This window comes from Alteromonas sp. ABH4_454, assembly GCF_056311775.1.
The window spans coordinates 2,649,492-2,664,293 of record NZ_CM149972.1 but is presented as its reverse complement, the minus strand read 5'-3'; the positions used below and the strand labels follow the sequence as shown (position 1 = coordinate 2,664,293).

Here is a 14,802-nt window from a genome sequence, read left to right as displayed (position 1 = left end):
AAACCAAAATAATTAAAGGACAAAGTATGCTCAATCATAAACGTACACTGATAGCAGCATTAGTAAGCGTATCGCTTATGGGGTGTGGCGAGAGTACTACTCAGACAGAAACTAAACCCGAACTTACCGCGCAAGACGCGAAACAGTTCTTACAGCAAGCGCAGGATGATATTGCGAAAATGCAGGTGCCGGCTGCACATGCAGAATGGAGCTATGCAACCAATATCAATTTCGACACTGCTGCAGTTAGTGCCTATTTTAACGAAGTGCTATCAACAAAAGTGGCTAAGCTAGCGAAAGAAGCAGCGAAGTTTAACGATGTAGAAGTAGATACCGACACTCGCAGACAGCTTGATCTACTTAAAAATAGTTTAACAATGCCGCCGCCGGCAGATGCACAAAAAGCTGAGCGTCTTGCAAAAATTGGTTCTGATTTAAGTGCCATGTACGGCTCTGGTGAGTATTGCAGCGAAGATGGTACGTGTAAAAGCCTGGTCGAAATGAGCGCTGAAATGGCAACCCTACGCGATGCCGATAAATTGTTAGAGTATTGGACTGGCTGGCGTGAAGTATCTAAACCTATGGCACCACTTTATGCCGAACAAGTAACACTTGCCAATGAAGGTGCGGCGGAACTTGGGTTTGAAAACGTAAGTGCGCTATGGCGGGGCAAATATGACATGCCGGCAGACGACTTTCCCAAAGAGTTAGATCGTCTATGGACGCAAGTAGAGCCTTTTTATGAGTCACTACATTGCCATGTTCGCGCTAAGCTAGGTGAACACTATGGCGAAGACGTAGTGCCCCAAGACCAGCCGATTCCGGCTCATCTTTTGGGTAACATGTGGGCGCAATCATGGGGAAACATCTACGACATCGTTAAGCCTCAACAGGAAATGAAAGTGCCTGATGTAACCGGTGCACTTGCTGCACAAGGGTATGACGAAGTAGCCATGGTTAAACAGGCCGAGTCATTTTTCTCATCCCTTGGCTTTGAAGAACTACCAGACACTTTTTGGGAACGTTCAATGTTTCAAAAACCTGAAGGACGTGACGTGCAGTGTCACGCTTCCGCATGGGATTTGGATGACAAAGACGATCTGCGCATAAAAATGTGTATCCAAAAGACTGGCGAAGAGTTTAACGTTATTCACCATGAGTTAGGTCACAACTACTATCAACGCGCTTATAAAGACCAGCCTCTGCTTTACCGTGGCTCTGCAAACGACGGTTTTCATGAAGCCATTGGCGATACAATAGCCCTGTCAATTACGCCTAAGTATCTTAAGCAAATTGATTTGATAGATGAAATCCCTGACGCATCAAATGATATCGGTATGCTGATGCAGGTAGCGCTTGATAAAATTGCCTTTATTCCTTTTGGCTTGATGGTTGATCAGTGGCGTTGGAAGGTCATGTCTGGTGAGGTTACACCTGAACAATATAATCAGCTTTGGTGGGAATTAAGAGAAAAGTATCAGGGTGTAATGGCACCTGTTGAACGCAGTGCTGATGCCTTTGACCCTGGAGCAAAATATCATGTACCAGCTAATGTACCTTATACCCGATACTTCCTTGCGCATATTCTTCAGTTCCAATTCCACAAAGCACTGTGTGATATTGCCGGTGATGAAGGTCCGTTAAACCGCTGCTCTATTTACGGCAGCGAAGAAGCAGGTAAAGCGCTTAACGAGATGTTAGAAATGGGAATGAGCCAACCTTGGCAGAATGCTCTAGAGACGCTAACAGGCTCACCCCAAATGGATGCAAGTACTATTGCCGATTACTTTGCGCCACTTAAAAACTGGCTGGATGAGCAAAACGCAACACGCCAGTGCGGTTGGTAATGCTTCTATAAAGATTAAATCGCAGCACTATTGCTAACATTTCTAAGTAATTAAGCCCCTTTAACATGGGGCTTTTTTGTACGATTTAAACTTTTGTTCTATTGAAAGTCCCCGGCATTAGCGTAACTTACACTTATGAATAATTCTTAATGTTGCAATGATATGCGCTGTCCTTCAGCATGCCTCTTCTTTATCCTCACTTTATTGGTTAGCTGGAACCTTTCTGCACACGCACAAATTGGTGCCCCCGCTTTTAATACATTCGACATGGAAAGCGGCATCACCCATGTCACCATTTCTGACATCGCAGAAGATAAATACGGTTTTTTGTGGTTAGCATCCCAGTCAGGTATAGATAAATTTGATGGTTATACCTTTAGAAATTTTGGAATGTGGGGCGAGGATGAATCTTCAGGCCTTCAAACACTTAGTGTTCTACAATTAGAAGCAAGCTTAGACGGTCAGTTTATTTGGGTTGGTACGTTTAGTGGCCTGAGCCGCTTAAATGTCGACACTGAAAAGTTTATTCATTACGCCCTCCCCGTTTCATCGTCATTCGACAAACAGATTATCAATAGACTGAAAACCACGCACGACGGCATGCTGTGGATAATATCTGAACGAAATTTGTATCGATACCACGAGAAAACCGACAGCATAGAATTAGTCAGTTATCTTCCCGATACTACGAGTACGCTTACCGATGTAGAGCTCATTGGCAATACGCTTTATGTGACCTCCACTTCAGGTCTTTATAAGCTCGACCCTTTTAAAAGCTCGCTAGAATTAGTTGCTTACAAGGGTGTTAACTTTACTCGCCTCGTCGCTGCCGAGCGTTCAAGATTTTGGTTAGGGACTTCTACTTATGGTATTTGCTTATTTAGCCCCAATTCAGAACCTGGAGTCATTACCAAACAGTGTACCAGTGAAGCACAGGGCCTGTCGGATAACTCGGTTACGGATATTTTACTTCAACGCAATGGTGACGTTTGGGTAGCAACTGAAAGAGGTTTAAACCTTTTAACAGCGCATAGCCCGTACACAGTGTTACGCTTCCCCATCAGTGACAAGGATTCAGGAGACGAGCGCGTTTCAAGTCTATACCAAACAAAATCGGGTCTCGTGGTCGTCGGAACCAAAGACGATGGTTTTGCAATAAGCAACCCTGAGCTAAGCAACTTTTATACTACCGAAGTGGGAAATGGCCGTATTGTAGGCTCGATGACCGAATACAAGGGTAATAAAGTATGGCTAACCAACGAAAAAGGGTTATGGATTTACGATACCTTCAATAAAACTTACCAGGGGCCATTTACGCCAGATAACGCTCGAACAACCGACGATAGTGCAAGCGATAAGCTAACCGGTGTTTATTACGATAAAACTAGCGATACGCTCTGGGTTTCCACGCGCAGTGGGCTGGCAAAATTAAATAATGAAACACGACAGCTTGAAATTGTGGCGCTACAGGGTAAATCTGGCTATAGCGTAAACATGGATGCTCAGGGTGATATCTGGTTTGGTGGTTATAGTGACGGTGTATTTGTTTATCGCCCGTCTGAGGGGCGTGTTATTAAGCAATGGCCCCTCTCCCTTACTACTCGCATCCTTTTTGAAAATAACGAAAGTGCATGGCTCAGCACGGTAACAGGCTTACACTTTGCCAATAAACTTACTGGTGAGTTAACGAGCATCAGTGACTACACGGACAAAATAACAGACAGCACAGTGGTGACGTGGATTTCGCGCTCAAAACGCGGTGGCTACTGGGTAGGAACACAAGCTGACGGCTTATTTTTTGTCACTCAAAATAATGATGATTTATCTTCCATCAACGTTAACCAAATAAAGCCAGAGAGCAGACTAAGTAAGATTTCAATTGGTGCCATTGTCGAAGATGATGAATATGGATTGTGGATTTCAACAATAGTAGGCATTTCTTATCTAGCGCCCGATCTCGATACTCTTTATTACTATGGTGCAGAAAATGGTGCCCTCTCTACGGGGTACTACATCGGCTCTGTAGCCACTACCGAAAATAACACGATTCTTTTTGGCGGCGCTGAAGGGCTCACTCAGTTTAACCCCTCTGACGTTACCAACGTTAAATGGTCTCCTGACGTACACCTCACAAAAGTAGAAACTGTAAATAGAGATCAGAACAATGGCACTAGCGTTCAACAGCGGCTCAATTTAGGGGAAAAGATAGAACTTACCCATAATAATATTGCGCTATCCATTGAATTTGCAGCAACTGATTACATGAATGCCAATGAACTGCGCTACGCTTACAAATTGGTAGATTTTGAAAATAGCTGGCGATTTACCGACTACAAAGCGCGTGTGGCGACCTATACAAATTTAGAGCCCGGTCACTACCGTTTTACAGTAAAAGCGATAAACCAAGAAAACGTCTGGAGCAGCGATGAGGCCCAACTCGAAATTATAGTTATACCGCCATGGTGGGATAAGCCAGTTTGGCGTGGTGTATTGTTACTCTCTATCTTATTGTTCATTACTACGATAGTTTGGCTGAGAATTTCAGCACTAAAAGCACGTTCAGCAGAGCTCTCACTGAAAGTAGAAGAAAAAACGCGAGACCTCGAAGCCATGGTTGAGAAATTGACGCTTTTATCTTCTCAAGACTCATTGACTGGGCTAAAAAACAGACGCTATTTCACCCAACGAGCCAAAGTTGAGTGGCACGAATTTAAACGACACAACCGCGCTTTTTCGTTACTAATCGTTGATATCGACTTTTTCAAAAGAATTAATGACGAGTATGGCCACCACGTGGGCGATGCCGTTTTGGTTAAAATAGCTAACACTCTGGAAAATAACCTACGGGAAAGTGATGTTATTGCACGTTGGGGTGGAGAAGAATTTCTAATTTTATTGCCTTCACTAAATGTACAAGAGGCCTATTGGGTCGCTGAGAAGTTACGTAAAAGTGTAGCGGAACAAGTTGTCGAGGCACCGCCGCATTCGGTCAGCGTTACCATCACATGTGGTGTCGCAGATATAAAAGACTATGACAGTGTAGATGCCTGTATTCACGCTGTAGATAAAAAACTCTACCTAGGTAAAGAGTCTGGTCGAAACGCCGTTGTTAAATAATTGTAGTTTTATGTCCCTTTAACGTCGAGCATCTGACTCGTTCCGCTAACTGCCCCCACGTATCAATTAATGCAGCCAATCTCTTTAGGGCAGCATTCCATCGCAGTTAATGATCGCATATTGCCATTGTTTCCTATGCAACCTTGTAACGATAAACGATAAATACTTTTCAAATGCAAGGAGGATACCATTATGGCTAATGTATTAGTGATTGGCGCTTCAGGACAAATTGGCAAACAAGCTACCGTAAAGCTTTTAGATGCAGGGCACAAGGTCTTAGCACCGGTGAGAAGTCCTGACAAACTATCTGACATACAAAATGATAATCTTAGTGTTGTAAAGCAAGATCTAGAGAAAGATTTTTCTTCTCATTTTGAAGGAATTGATGTGGTGGTATTCACCGCGGGCTCGGGTGGTAACACGGGTGCAGATAAAACACTCATGATCGATCTATGGGCTGCACGTAACGCAGTAAACTATGCCAAAGCGGCAGGTACACCTAAATTCATCATGGTGAGCTCTATCGGTGCAGGCGACCCTGATAGCGTAGATTCGGCAATCAAGCCCTATTTAGTTGCCAAGCACATGGCAGATGAGCACTTAATTAACAGTGGTTTGCACCATATTATTTTACGCCCTGGCACTCTATTAAACGAACCAGGTACCCATTTGGTACGCACTGATATGCCAAGCAATAAAGATGATGCTGTAATTCCTAGAGAAGATGTGGCAACGGCTATTGTTGAAAGTGTTGCAAGAGAAAGTAGTGAAAATATTACTACTTACCTATTTAAGGGCGACACGCCTATCTCGCAAGTTTTATAAAGGCTATTTATCCCTCCCCTGTTTAATAACATTACAACAGCGGGAGGGTTATTCATATACCTAAAGCACCTTAGGGGATTAGAGATTGGCTCACCCAGTTGCCATTGGCGTCTTTTTGATGCCATTCTCGGCTTTGTGGGTTTCCTCTTAAATTCAGGTAATCTACGCTTTCAATAGCCAATAATATTACACAGAAATGAGGCGGCACTTCATCGAAATCGCCTTCTATTTGAAGCGCTGTGCCATCATTACGAGGCGTACCCGGCTCGCCCCATAGAAACTGCTTTTTCCCCGCGTCCGACAACTTATTCCAGTGCTGTTTAACTAAGTCAACATCCTGACTCGCAGTGATTATTGTAGCGAGGCAAGAGAAACGGTATTGCTCTCTGCTTTTAGAAAAATACCAACATATTTGTGCTTGAGCGTTTTGCTCTAGCTGGCTGTACTTTTCTGTTCGGGTATCAGAGATAACAACTAGCTGATTTTCGTCGGTCATCCCTCTAAATACTACAGTTCGGCAAAACGGAGTACCGCTGCCATCGACCGTAGCTAACTGAAAATATCGACTTTCGGGCATACTGCGGGTTTGGTGTAGACTTTTTGTCAATCCCTGTCGCCATTGGGGCATACCCACCTCCTCATGTAAGCCAACTGCTTTTTAGTTACGCTGCTTTCTTATCAGCCAAAGAAAACAATGTGTAAAAGTTGCGTGTAGTGATGTCAGCTAGCTCTTTTACCGATACACCTTTGAGCTCTGCTATAAACTCAGCCACTTCCACTACATAACCAGGTTGGTTTTGCTTACCCCGATGAGGTACAGGCGCAAGCCAAGGAGAGTCAGTCTCAATAAGCAGCCGCTCTAAAGGTATAGCTTTTACCACTTCACGTAATTCATCAGCAGAATTAAAAGTCACAATGCCGGAAATAGAGATGTAGAAGTCCATCTCTATAGCGGCCTGTGCCATCTCTAATGACTCAGTAAAACAATGTAAAACGCCTTTGGTATGCGCTGCTTTGTGTTCACGGAGTAAGTTGATGGTATCTTCTCTTGCATCTCGCGTGTGGATAATAAGCGGCTTTCTGGTTTCGTTAGCTACTTTGATGTGATCGACGAATGACGTTAACTGAATATCTTTGCTTTCTGGGCTATAAAAATAGTCCAGCCCTGTTTCACCAATCGCCACAACTTCTTCACGCTGCGCCTTCTCTAGCAGTTCCTCATAACTGCACGCTTCATCTTGATGCAGCGGGTGCACACCACAAGATACTGAAACGTCATCAAACTGGCTAACTGCGTCTAACATGCTGTCGTAATCGCCAACCGATACGCACACGCAAAGAAAGTGCTCTACACCTCGTGTTCTAGCAAAATTTAACGTTTCAGCCAGTTCTTCTGGCCCTTGCTTAAGTCGGTCTAAGTGACAATGAGAATCTACGAACAAACTACACCTGTATTAATAAATTGCTTTCAGACAAAAGGAAATAAAACCTTTTTATCTGTTAACGTTGAAACTGTTTTAACAGCCCAAAAAGTACCATCGATTTATTCACCCCAGCATGTTCGAGCGTTTTTACTGCCTCTACACACGCTACATAGCGATTAAAGTCGACGGCCTGTTGACGTTTCATGTATTCGTCACGGGCCAGTTGTTGGCACCACAATGCGATTTGCTGCGCATTGCTCTGCCACTTATTTGCAAGTGTTTGCACCTGCATGTTGGCATCACCTGCTAAAAGCGCCTGCATACCATCACTGAAATTGCGATAACTAATATCTTCGTCACCAGAGAGCGCTTCTTCCACGCGAAGGGGCGCATAACCATAGGCCGCCAGTAATGCTTCGCTAGCATCTTCTACGCCTTTAGCCTTAAGGTAGTTCAAACTTTCTGGTACAGACGGAAGCGCAAGTATCTGTCGTTCACACCGGCTCAATATGGTCGGCATGATCTTGTTGATACTGTCAGTAATCAGCAGTAAGAAAGTATTATCTGTGGGCTCTTCTAAGGTTTTCAATAGCGCATTAGCCGCCGCCTCTGTCATGGTGTCGGCTCGGGGGATCAGCAACACTTTGTTTCCCCCCATTTGCGCAGTACCAGAGAGCTTGGCAATACCTTCGCGAATTTTGTCCACGCCTAGCTGCTTTTCACTTTCCAACACGTGAAAGTCTGGGTGATTTCCCGCCTGTCTTAAATGGCAGCTTTGACACTGCTCGCATGGTCCGTCGGTACTAGGTTGCTTGCACAATAACGCGTTGCTTAAGCCCACTGCGAGTTGATTTTTGCCGATGCCCTTTGGGCCAGTTAGCAGTAGGCCATGGTGCAGTTTCTTTGCCATATATCGCGTTAGCAAAGTCGAAAACGTTGCAGCAAACCAGGGCAGCATTTGCATTACCCTCTCTCCTGCTGACTTTCGTTTTGCACTGAATTGCTACTTTCACTTACGGTGCCAGTGTATTCTTGGTTGGTCACATAATCGGTGATAGTGGCAATAACATCTTGATGAACCTTTTCCATAGGCTGCATTGCGCTAATTACTACTATCGATTCATCTTGCTCGGCCAACGACAGGTATTTAGCACGGGTACGCTCGAAAAAGGCGAGCCCGGCTTGCTCAATGCGGTCAAGCTCGCCACGTCCGCGAGCCCGCTCTAGCCCTACTGCTGGCTCAACGTCTAGGTATAGGGTTAAATCTGGCTTAAACCCTTTTAGTGCAATATCGCTAATGGCGGACATGGTTGCTTCACTTACCCCTCTACCGCCACCTTGGTAGGCTTGTGAGGATAAATCGTGTCGATCTCCTACTACCCATGCTCCTGCGTCGAGTGATGGAAATATTTTATTAGTAAGCAGTTGTACGCGAGCGGCGTACATAAGAAGCAGCTCAGTTTCTTCACTAACGGCTTCATCCCAGTCGTGCTTTACACATTCTCGTATGGCTTCCGCCATAGGTGTACCACCTGGTTCACGAGTCTGCTCAACGCGCTTTCCAGCACCCTTTAATGCTTGAACAATTAGCCCTATTACAGAGCTTTTTCCTGCCCCTTCAAGGCCTTCAACTACAATAAATTTTCCGCGCATTACTTTTTAAACTCTGTTTTCATTTAGCTATAACCTACTGGCTAGATCACTGCTACGTACTATGTAGCTATAACAGCAGGGTTATCGTTTTAACTGGTATTTTCGCACAGCTGCATTGTGTTCAGCTAGCGAGGTAGAGAATTGATGGCTTCCGTCACCTTTCGCTACAAAATATAAAGCATCAGTGGATAGCGGGTGTAACGCCGCATGAATCGCCGCTTTGCCAGCCATGGCTATTGGCGTTGGCGGTAACCCTTTAATAACATAAGTGTTGTAAGGCGTTGCCGTTCGAAGGTGTTTACGCGTAATATTTCCATCAAATTTGGGGCCAATACCATAAATCACCGTCGGGTCGGTTTGAAGGCGCATGTTTTTGTTGAGTCTATTAACAAATACTCCGGAAATCATGTCACGTTCTTCAGGTACTGCCGTTTCTTTTTCGATGATACTCGCCAATACAAGTGCTTCATAGGGTGTGGCTAATGGAAGATCCGTTTTCCGTTGTTCCCACTCAACAGAGACAAACTCAATAAGCGCATGGTGAGCTCGCTTCAATAGTTCACTGGCTGTTGTACCTTTAGTAAAAAAGTAAGTATCAGCCAAATACATCCCTTCGGTCTGAGATACCTGTTCGCAACACCAATCAACACCGTTACCTTGAGTTAACTGTCCTAATTTATTCTCGTCTAAATCGAAAACAAGATTGGGGTTTTGCTTTAGTGTTTCAATCCATTGTGAGAGGGTTAGCCCTTCAACTAAGCTTACCGCAAAGAAATGCTCGTCACCTTGAGTAAAAAGCGTAAATACATCCGCCAACGACTGGTCGGGGCGCAACATGTATGTACCTGATTTAACCGAGGTGCTGCCTGCAAAAAATTTAAGCCATACTTTTGCCACAAACGGTGGCACATCAGTTATTTCTGCTTCACGCAATAACTTCACCGTGCGATAAGCATTACTACCGCTTTCTATGGTAAATAAGCTTTCATTTTCTAGCGTTAATTCAGAAGTGACCTTTCCAGACACATACATAATGCCACATGCAGCACCAATCACTGCAACCATAACAAGGGACAGTAAAATAATGACAGCCCGTTTCATACTTGGGCTTCCCTTTTGTACATTGTTTTATATTCCATTCTACTTCGTTCTACGACTAATTCTTCAAATCACTTAGAATGCATAAGCTCTCTTGTATGCATCTATAATGTTAATTTAAGCGCCAGCTTGTTTCGCTAGCTGCCTTTACTCTTTATTTTTGATCGCTTTTTTACTGCCCATTTTCTACTGTGCACTTGTTACTGCCGACTTCTCACTGACCTCTTTTACTGCCCATTTTTCACTGCAATAGTAAGACGTGCCTTTAGGCGAGCAATTGCATCGCTTTTAACATCAAAATTAACCACAGAAAAATCAGTCATTCGTACTTGTTTCACCGGCATTACCCCCATTAACGCATTAGTAATGACTACTGCGCTGGCTTTTCGTAAAAAAGAAAGGTCGTAATTCCCAACGTGAAGTACACTGTTATCGTTTAACAGCGAATCAATGAGACACTGCCTTACAACACCATTTACCCCGCTCCCTTTTAGAGAGGGGGTATACCATTCGTCATTAAGATAAAAAAACAGATTACCTGCGCTTGCTTCGATAATACTATCTTGGGTATCGCAAACGATAGCGTCGTGAGCGCCAGCTTCATCTACCTCGTGTTTTACAAGTACTTGCTCTAGCCTATTCATATGCTTCACACCAGCAAGCAATGGCTGAATAGCTAACCTTGTTTGAGCACATATCACACTAACACCTTTATTAGCCAAACTATCGTAATGGCTCGGGTACGGGTGCTGACTAAATCTTATAAGCGCTTCACTGTCTTCACTTCGCGCGTATCCTCTACCTGCTTGACCACCAGAAACGTGAACTTTTAACACATACTTTGTCGATGCGTTTCCTTCTGGGGCTTTCTTTATTGCCTCAATTTGTTCAGCGATTGCGGCTTCGAGAGTATCTATATCGATATCCAGTTTGATGGCAGCGGTATCGTGCTCTAAACGTGATAAATGGTAAGGCAATAATTCTGCTTTGTGTTCATTCACCATCAGTGTGGTAAACACGCCATCTCCGTAATTAAACGCCCTATCACTTGATGAAATAGGCGTAGCGCTGGGAATAATTATCACTGCCTACTCTTGTTCGCCGTTACTATCTTTGAGGGAAGTATACCAACTTGCATTGGTCAAACAACTTATAGCTGTGACAAATTATTTGACTCGCCAATGAAGAAAGCCTGACGCGCACAATCTTCGACATTACATTTGTTCATATAAACAACAAAAGGCAGCCGAAGCTGCCTTTTGAATGTGAGTAAAACTCAAACGTATTGTGTTAGCTAGAGCGCGTTACATACGCTTGAAAATCAATGAGCCGTTCGTACCGCCAAACCCGAATGAATTACACAGTGCGTAGTCTTCACTGAATGCCTTTGCTTTATGTGCAACAAAGTCTAAGTCACAGCCCTCACCTGGCTCATCCAAATTAATGGTTGGCGGCGCCATTTTGTCACGCAGTGCCAAAATAGTGAAAATTGCCTCAACGGAACCAGCGGCACCAAGTAAATGCCCTGTCATCGATTTAGTAGAGCTAACAAGTAATTTGTGAGCATGATCGTTAAATACACGCTTTACCGCAGCCACTTCTGCAATGTCACCGGCAGGCGTAGACGTACCGTGAGCGTTAACATAGCCAATTTCGCTTGCATCCATCTTCGCGTCGTTTATTGCGTTTTGCATAGATGCGGCCGCGCCTTCACCATCTTCAGGTGGAGATGTCATGTGGTACGCGTCGCCACTCATACCAAAACCAACTAGCTCAGCATAGATAGTTGCACCACGTGCCTTAGCTGCTTCGTATTCTTCCAGCATTACCACGCCAGCGCCCTCACCCATAACAAAACCATCGCGGTCCTTATCCCATGGGCGGCTTGCTGCTTGTGGGTTGTCGTTGCGAGATGACAACGCACGAGCTGCGGCAAAGCCTGCCATACCTAGCGGAGTAATAGACGCTTCTGCGCCTCCGGCCAGCATGGCATCAGCATCGCCATAAGCAATAGTTCTTGCGGCAATACCAATGTTATGAACCCCTGTTGTACAAGCAGTCACAACGTTTAAATTCGGTCCTTTCAACCCTTCCATGATAGACAAAAAGCCTGAAATCATGTTGGTAATGGTTGAAGGTACAAAGAATGGCGATACGCGCTTAGGTCCACTATTTGTCAGTTTTAAATGGTTTTGTTCAATTTGTTCTAAACCACCAATACCTGAACCAATGGCTACACCTACGCGATGCGCATTATCTTGTGAAACAGTTAAACCAGAATCGACCAAAGCTTGCTTGCCTGCTGCAATACCCAATTGGATAAAGCGGTCCATTTTCTTGGTTTCTTTCTTTTCAATGTATTCCTGCGGATCAAAATCGTTAATTTGACCTGCGAAACGGGTTGAATAGTTACTACAATCGAAATGGGTGATTTCACCAATGCCGCTTTCGCCCGCGAGCAGTTTGCGCCATGTGTCTTCGCTATTAAGACCTAATGGTGAAAGCATTCCAAGACCAGTAACCACTACGCGACGTTTTGTCACAAAAAGCCCTCGCTTTGGAACTAAGGTAGGAGATACAAAAACGGCTCTGTAAGAAGAGCCGCTTTGTCGCTACTTAAGACTTAAGCGTCTTTGTTAGCGTTGATGTAGTCAATTGCAGACTGAACAGTAGTAATTTTTTCAGCTTCTTCGTCAGGAATTTCAGTGTCGAATTCTTCTTCCAAAGCCATTACTAGCTCAACAGTGTCAAGTGAATCAGCGCCTAAATCGTCAACGAATGAAGCTTCTGCTTTTACTTCTTCTTCTTTCACGCCAAGTTGTTCAACGATGATTTTCTTAACGCGTTCTTCAATGTTACTCATAATTCTAGGTTTCCCTTAAACGTCACTAGATAATAAAAGTGCCGCTAGTTTATTTTGCAAGGTGCATCCTTGCAAGCACCAGTTTAAACAAATTTTCTGGTCAAACCAGCGACATTCGAAATTCGTAAAATACTATTTTTACATCCAAGTTCGGGTAAATACCACCCCAAACTAAGGAAAATTCGCAAATTTTGCGAATTTACCCCATATACATACCACCATTTACATGGATAGTTTCGCCTGTAATATAGGCTGCACCATCGCTTACTAAAAAGGCAACAGTGGCTGCAATTTCATCAGGCGCACCCAAACGGTTCGCCGGAATATCTTTGAAAATGGCCTCTTTTTGGTCATCGGTTAGCGCTTTTGTCATATCGGTATCGATAAAACCAGGCGCTACAACGTTAATAGTAATACCACGAGAAGCCACTTCACGAGCCATTGATTTAGAAAAACCAATAACCCCTGCTTTCGCTGCAGCATAGTTTGCCTGTCCGGCGTTACCTGCACTGCCCACCACTGAACCAATATTCACGATGCGACCAAAACGCTTCTTCATCATACCGCGAAGTACCGCTTTTGACAGTGTGAAAATTGAAGTTAAGTTGGTGTCGATAATGTCCTGCCACTCGTCATCTTTCATGCGCATTAGCAGATTATCACGTGTGATACCTGCATTATTGACCAATATATCGATGCTACCAAAAGCTTCGTTAATTGCTTTTAATGTTGTATCTACACTTTCTTTGTCGGTGACATTTAGCGCAAAACCCTTGCCGCCGAATTCAGAAAGATAATCGCTGATCGCTTGCGCACCATTTTCACTGGTCGCCGTTCCGATAACTGTAGCACCTTGCTGAGCAAGCTGCGTGGCAATCGCTTTGCCTATACCTCGGCTTGCGCCGGTAACAAGCGCAATTTTACCGTCTAATTGACTCATTGCGTTTCCTTATTGTTTTAATGCTTCGACACCATCAGGTGTATTAACTGCAAGAGATTCAAGGCTCTTGTCGATACGTTTGTTCAATCCAGTAAGTACTTTACCTGGACCCACTTCAATAACGCGCTCAACGCCCGCAGCCGCCAAGTATTCAACAGTACGCGTCCATTGAACGGGGCAATAAAGCTGTCTAACTAATGCGTTCTTGATTGCATCACCTTGGGTTTCAATAGTGACATCAACATTATTCACAATATTGATTGCAGGCTCATTAACGTTCAATGACGATAGCGCGTCTTCTAATTTGTCTGCCGCAGGGCGCATTAGCTCACAGTGTGAAGGAACGCTTACCGCAAGAGGAAGTGCGCGCTTAGCGCCCGCTTCTTTACATGCATTAGCCGCTTGTTCAGCTGCGCTCTTTTCGCCAGCAATAACGACTTGGCCTGGAGAGTTAAAATTAACTGGTGCAACCACATCGCCTGTAGCAATCGCAGTTTGCTGGCAAATATCAGCAATGGCAGCGTCGTCTAATCCGATAATGGCATACATAGCGCCCGCACCGGCTGGTACAGCCTCTTGCATATATTTACCACGAGCTTCTACAAGCTTGATAGCATCAGCAAAATCCATGGCACCGCCACACACTAATGCTGAGTACTCACCAAGGCTGTGACCTGCTAAGTAATCTACATCGATGCCCTGCTCGCGAATAACACGCCAAATTGCAACACTCGCTGCAAGCAACGCTGGCTGCGTGATATGGGTTTCGTTAAGTTTACCGTCTGCATCGTTTTGGACTAAATCCCACAGGTCGTATCCAAGTGCGTCAGAGGCTTCTTTAAACGTTGCTTCGATAATAGGAGAAGTCTCAGCAAGTTCCTTTAGCATACCTACGCTTTGAGAACCTTGTCCTGGAAATACACAGGCTGTCTTTGTCATGTCGATTCCTTATTATTTTTAATTTACTAGAAGCGAGAAAACGTCGGAGTTGGAGTGCCCCTATCGAGGCAAAAACCACCAAGGCAAATATCTGCA

At 44.4% G+C, this 14,802-nt stretch carries 13 protein-coding genes; 3 read left to right on the top strand and 10 right to left on the bottom strand.

Annotated elements, in window-relative coordinates; translation table 11 throughout:
• Window positions 1-26: 26 nt before the first annotated feature.
• The 3 genes from ACYX4W_RS11630 (at window position 27) to ACYX4W_RS11620 (ending at window position 5,789) form a co-directional block, all read left to right on the top strand.
• Entirely contained in the window at window positions 27-1,847 is a 1,821-nt protein-coding gene (locus tag ACYX4W_RS11630; RefSeq protein WP_476073300.1) for a M2 family metallopeptidase, read from the top strand.
• A 162-nt stretch (window positions 1,848-2,009) separates the two neighbouring features.
• Window positions 2,010-4,964 carry a ligand-binding sensor domain-containing diguanylate cyclase gene (locus tag ACYX4W_RS11625; protein WP_476073299.1) on the top strand — a complete coding sequence of 985 codons (2,955 nt, stop codon included), beginning with the start codon at window positions 2,010-2,012 and terminating at the stop codon, window positions 4,962-4,964.
• Window positions 4,965-5,156: 192 nt separating this feature from the next.
• Window positions 5,157-5,789 (top strand): SDR family oxidoreductase, encoded by a 633-nt coding sequence (locus ACYX4W_RS11620; RefSeq protein ID WP_476073298.1) that lies wholly within the window; start codon window positions 5,157-5,159, stop codon window positions 5,787-5,789.
• 70 nt (window positions 5,790-5,859) lie between these two features.
• Here the strand turns inward: ACYX4W_RS11620 and ACYX4W_RS11615 are convergent, their stop codons facing one another.
• From ACYX4W_RS11615 to fabD, 10 genes are all read right to left on the bottom strand, one after another.
• Window positions 5,860-6,417, bottom strand: coding sequence for a pyridoxamine 5'-phosphate oxidase family protein (locus ACYX4W_RS11615; RefSeq protein ID WP_474856066.1), 558 nt, complete (start codon window positions 6,415-6,417; stop codon window positions 5,860-5,862).
• Window positions 6,418-6,451: 34 nt separating this feature from the next.
• Window positions 6,452-7,231: a TatD family hydrolase gene (locus ACYX4W_RS11610; protein WP_476073297.1), complete on the bottom strand. Its 780-nt coding sequence runs from the start codon at window positions 7,229-7,231 to the stop codon at window positions 6,452-6,454.
• A 58-nt stretch (window positions 7,232-7,289) separates the two neighbouring features.
• Window positions 7,290-8,177 carry a DNA polymerase III subunit delta' gene (gene holB, locus ACYX4W_RS11605; protein WP_476073296.1) on the bottom strand — a complete coding sequence of 296 codons (888 nt, stop codon included), beginning with the start codon at window positions 8,175-8,177 and terminating at the stop codon, window positions 7,290-7,292.
• Window positions 8,177-8,866, bottom strand: a complete 690-nt coding sequence (gene tmk, locus ACYX4W_RS11600; RefSeq protein WP_476073295.1) for a dTMP kinase — start codon at window positions 8,864-8,866, stop codon at window positions 8,177-8,179. Before tmk ends, holB begins: the two co-directional genes overlap by 1 nt.
• 81 nt (window positions 8,867-8,947) lie before the next feature.
• Window positions 8,948-9,967 (bottom strand): endolytic transglycosylase MltG, encoded by a 1,020-nt coding sequence (gene mltG, locus ACYX4W_RS11595; RefSeq protein WP_476073294.1) that lies wholly within the window; start codon window positions 9,965-9,967, stop codon window positions 8,948-8,950.
• 224 nt (window positions 9,968-10,191) lie between these two features.
• On the bottom strand, window positions 10,192-11,049 hold the full coding sequence (gene pabC / locus ACYX4W_RS11590) for an aminodeoxychorismate lyase (protein ID WP_476073293.1): 858 nt from the start codon (window positions 11,047-11,049) through the stop codon (window positions 10,192-10,194).
• 219 nt (window positions 11,050-11,268) lie between these two features.
• Window positions 11,269-12,507, bottom strand: coding sequence for a beta-ketoacyl-ACP synthase II (fabF, locus tag ACYX4W_RS11585; protein ID WP_476073292.1), 1,239 nt, complete (start codon window positions 12,505-12,507; stop codon window positions 11,269-11,271).
• An 80-nt stretch (window positions 12,508-12,587) separates the two neighbouring features.
• A complete protein-coding gene (gene acpP / locus ACYX4W_RS11580; protein ID WP_012518211.1) occupies window positions 12,588-12,827 on the bottom strand; it encodes an acyl carrier protein in 240 nt (79 codons plus the stop codon).
• A gap of 199 nt (window positions 12,828-13,026) precedes the next feature.
• Window positions 13,027-13,767 carry a 3-oxoacyl-ACP reductase FabG gene (fabG, locus tag ACYX4W_RS11575; RefSeq protein ID WP_474872783.1) on the bottom strand — a complete coding sequence of 247 codons (741 nt, stop codon included), beginning with the start codon at window positions 13,765-13,767 and terminating at the stop codon, window positions 13,027-13,029.
• Between the two features lie 9 nt (window positions 13,768-13,776).
• On the bottom strand, window positions 13,777-14,706 hold the full coding sequence (gene fabD, locus ACYX4W_RS11570) for an ACP S-malonyltransferase (RefSeq protein ID WP_476073291.1): 930 nt from the start codon (window positions 14,704-14,706) through the stop codon (window positions 13,777-13,779).
• Window positions 14,707-14,802: the final 96 nt, after the last annotated feature.

Coding starts and splice junctions, on each gene's coding strand:
- ACYX4W_RS11630 (WP_476073300.1), top strand. CDS start 27: ATGCTCAATCATAAACGTACACTGATAGCAGCATTAGTAAGCGTATCG.
- ACYX4W_RS11625 (WP_476073299.1), top strand. CDS start 2,010: ATGCGCTGTCCTTCAGCATGCCTCTTCTTTATCCTCACTTTATTGGTT.
- ACYX4W_RS11620 (WP_476073298.1), top strand. CDS start 5,157: ATGGCTAATGTATTAGTGATTGGCGCTTCAGGACAAATTGGCAAACAA.
- ACYX4W_RS11615 (WP_474856066.1), bottom strand. CDS start 6,417: ATGCCCCAATGGCGACAGGGATTGACAAAAAGTCTACACCAAACCCGC.
- holB (WP_476073296.1), bottom strand. CDS start 8,177: ATGCAAATGCTGCCCTGGTTTGCTGCAACGTTTTCGACTTTGCTAACG.
- tmk (WP_476073295.1), bottom strand. CDS start 8,866: ATGCGCGGAAAATTTATTGTAGTTGAAGGCCTTGAAGGGGCAGGAAAA.
- mltG (WP_476073294.1), bottom strand. CDS start 9,967: ATGAAACGGGCTGTCATTATTTTACTGTCCCTTGTTATGGTTGCAGTG.
- acpP (WP_012518211.1), bottom strand. CDS start 12,827: ATGAGTAACATTGAAGAACGCGTTAAGAAAATCATCGTTGAACAACTT.
- fabG (WP_474872783.1), bottom strand. CDS start 13,767: ATGAGTCAATTAGACGGTAAAATTGCGCTTGTTACCGGCGCAAGCCGA.
- fabD (WP_476073291.1), bottom strand. CDS start 14,706: ATGACAAAGACAGCCTGTGTATTTCCAGGACAAGGTTCTCAAAGCGTA.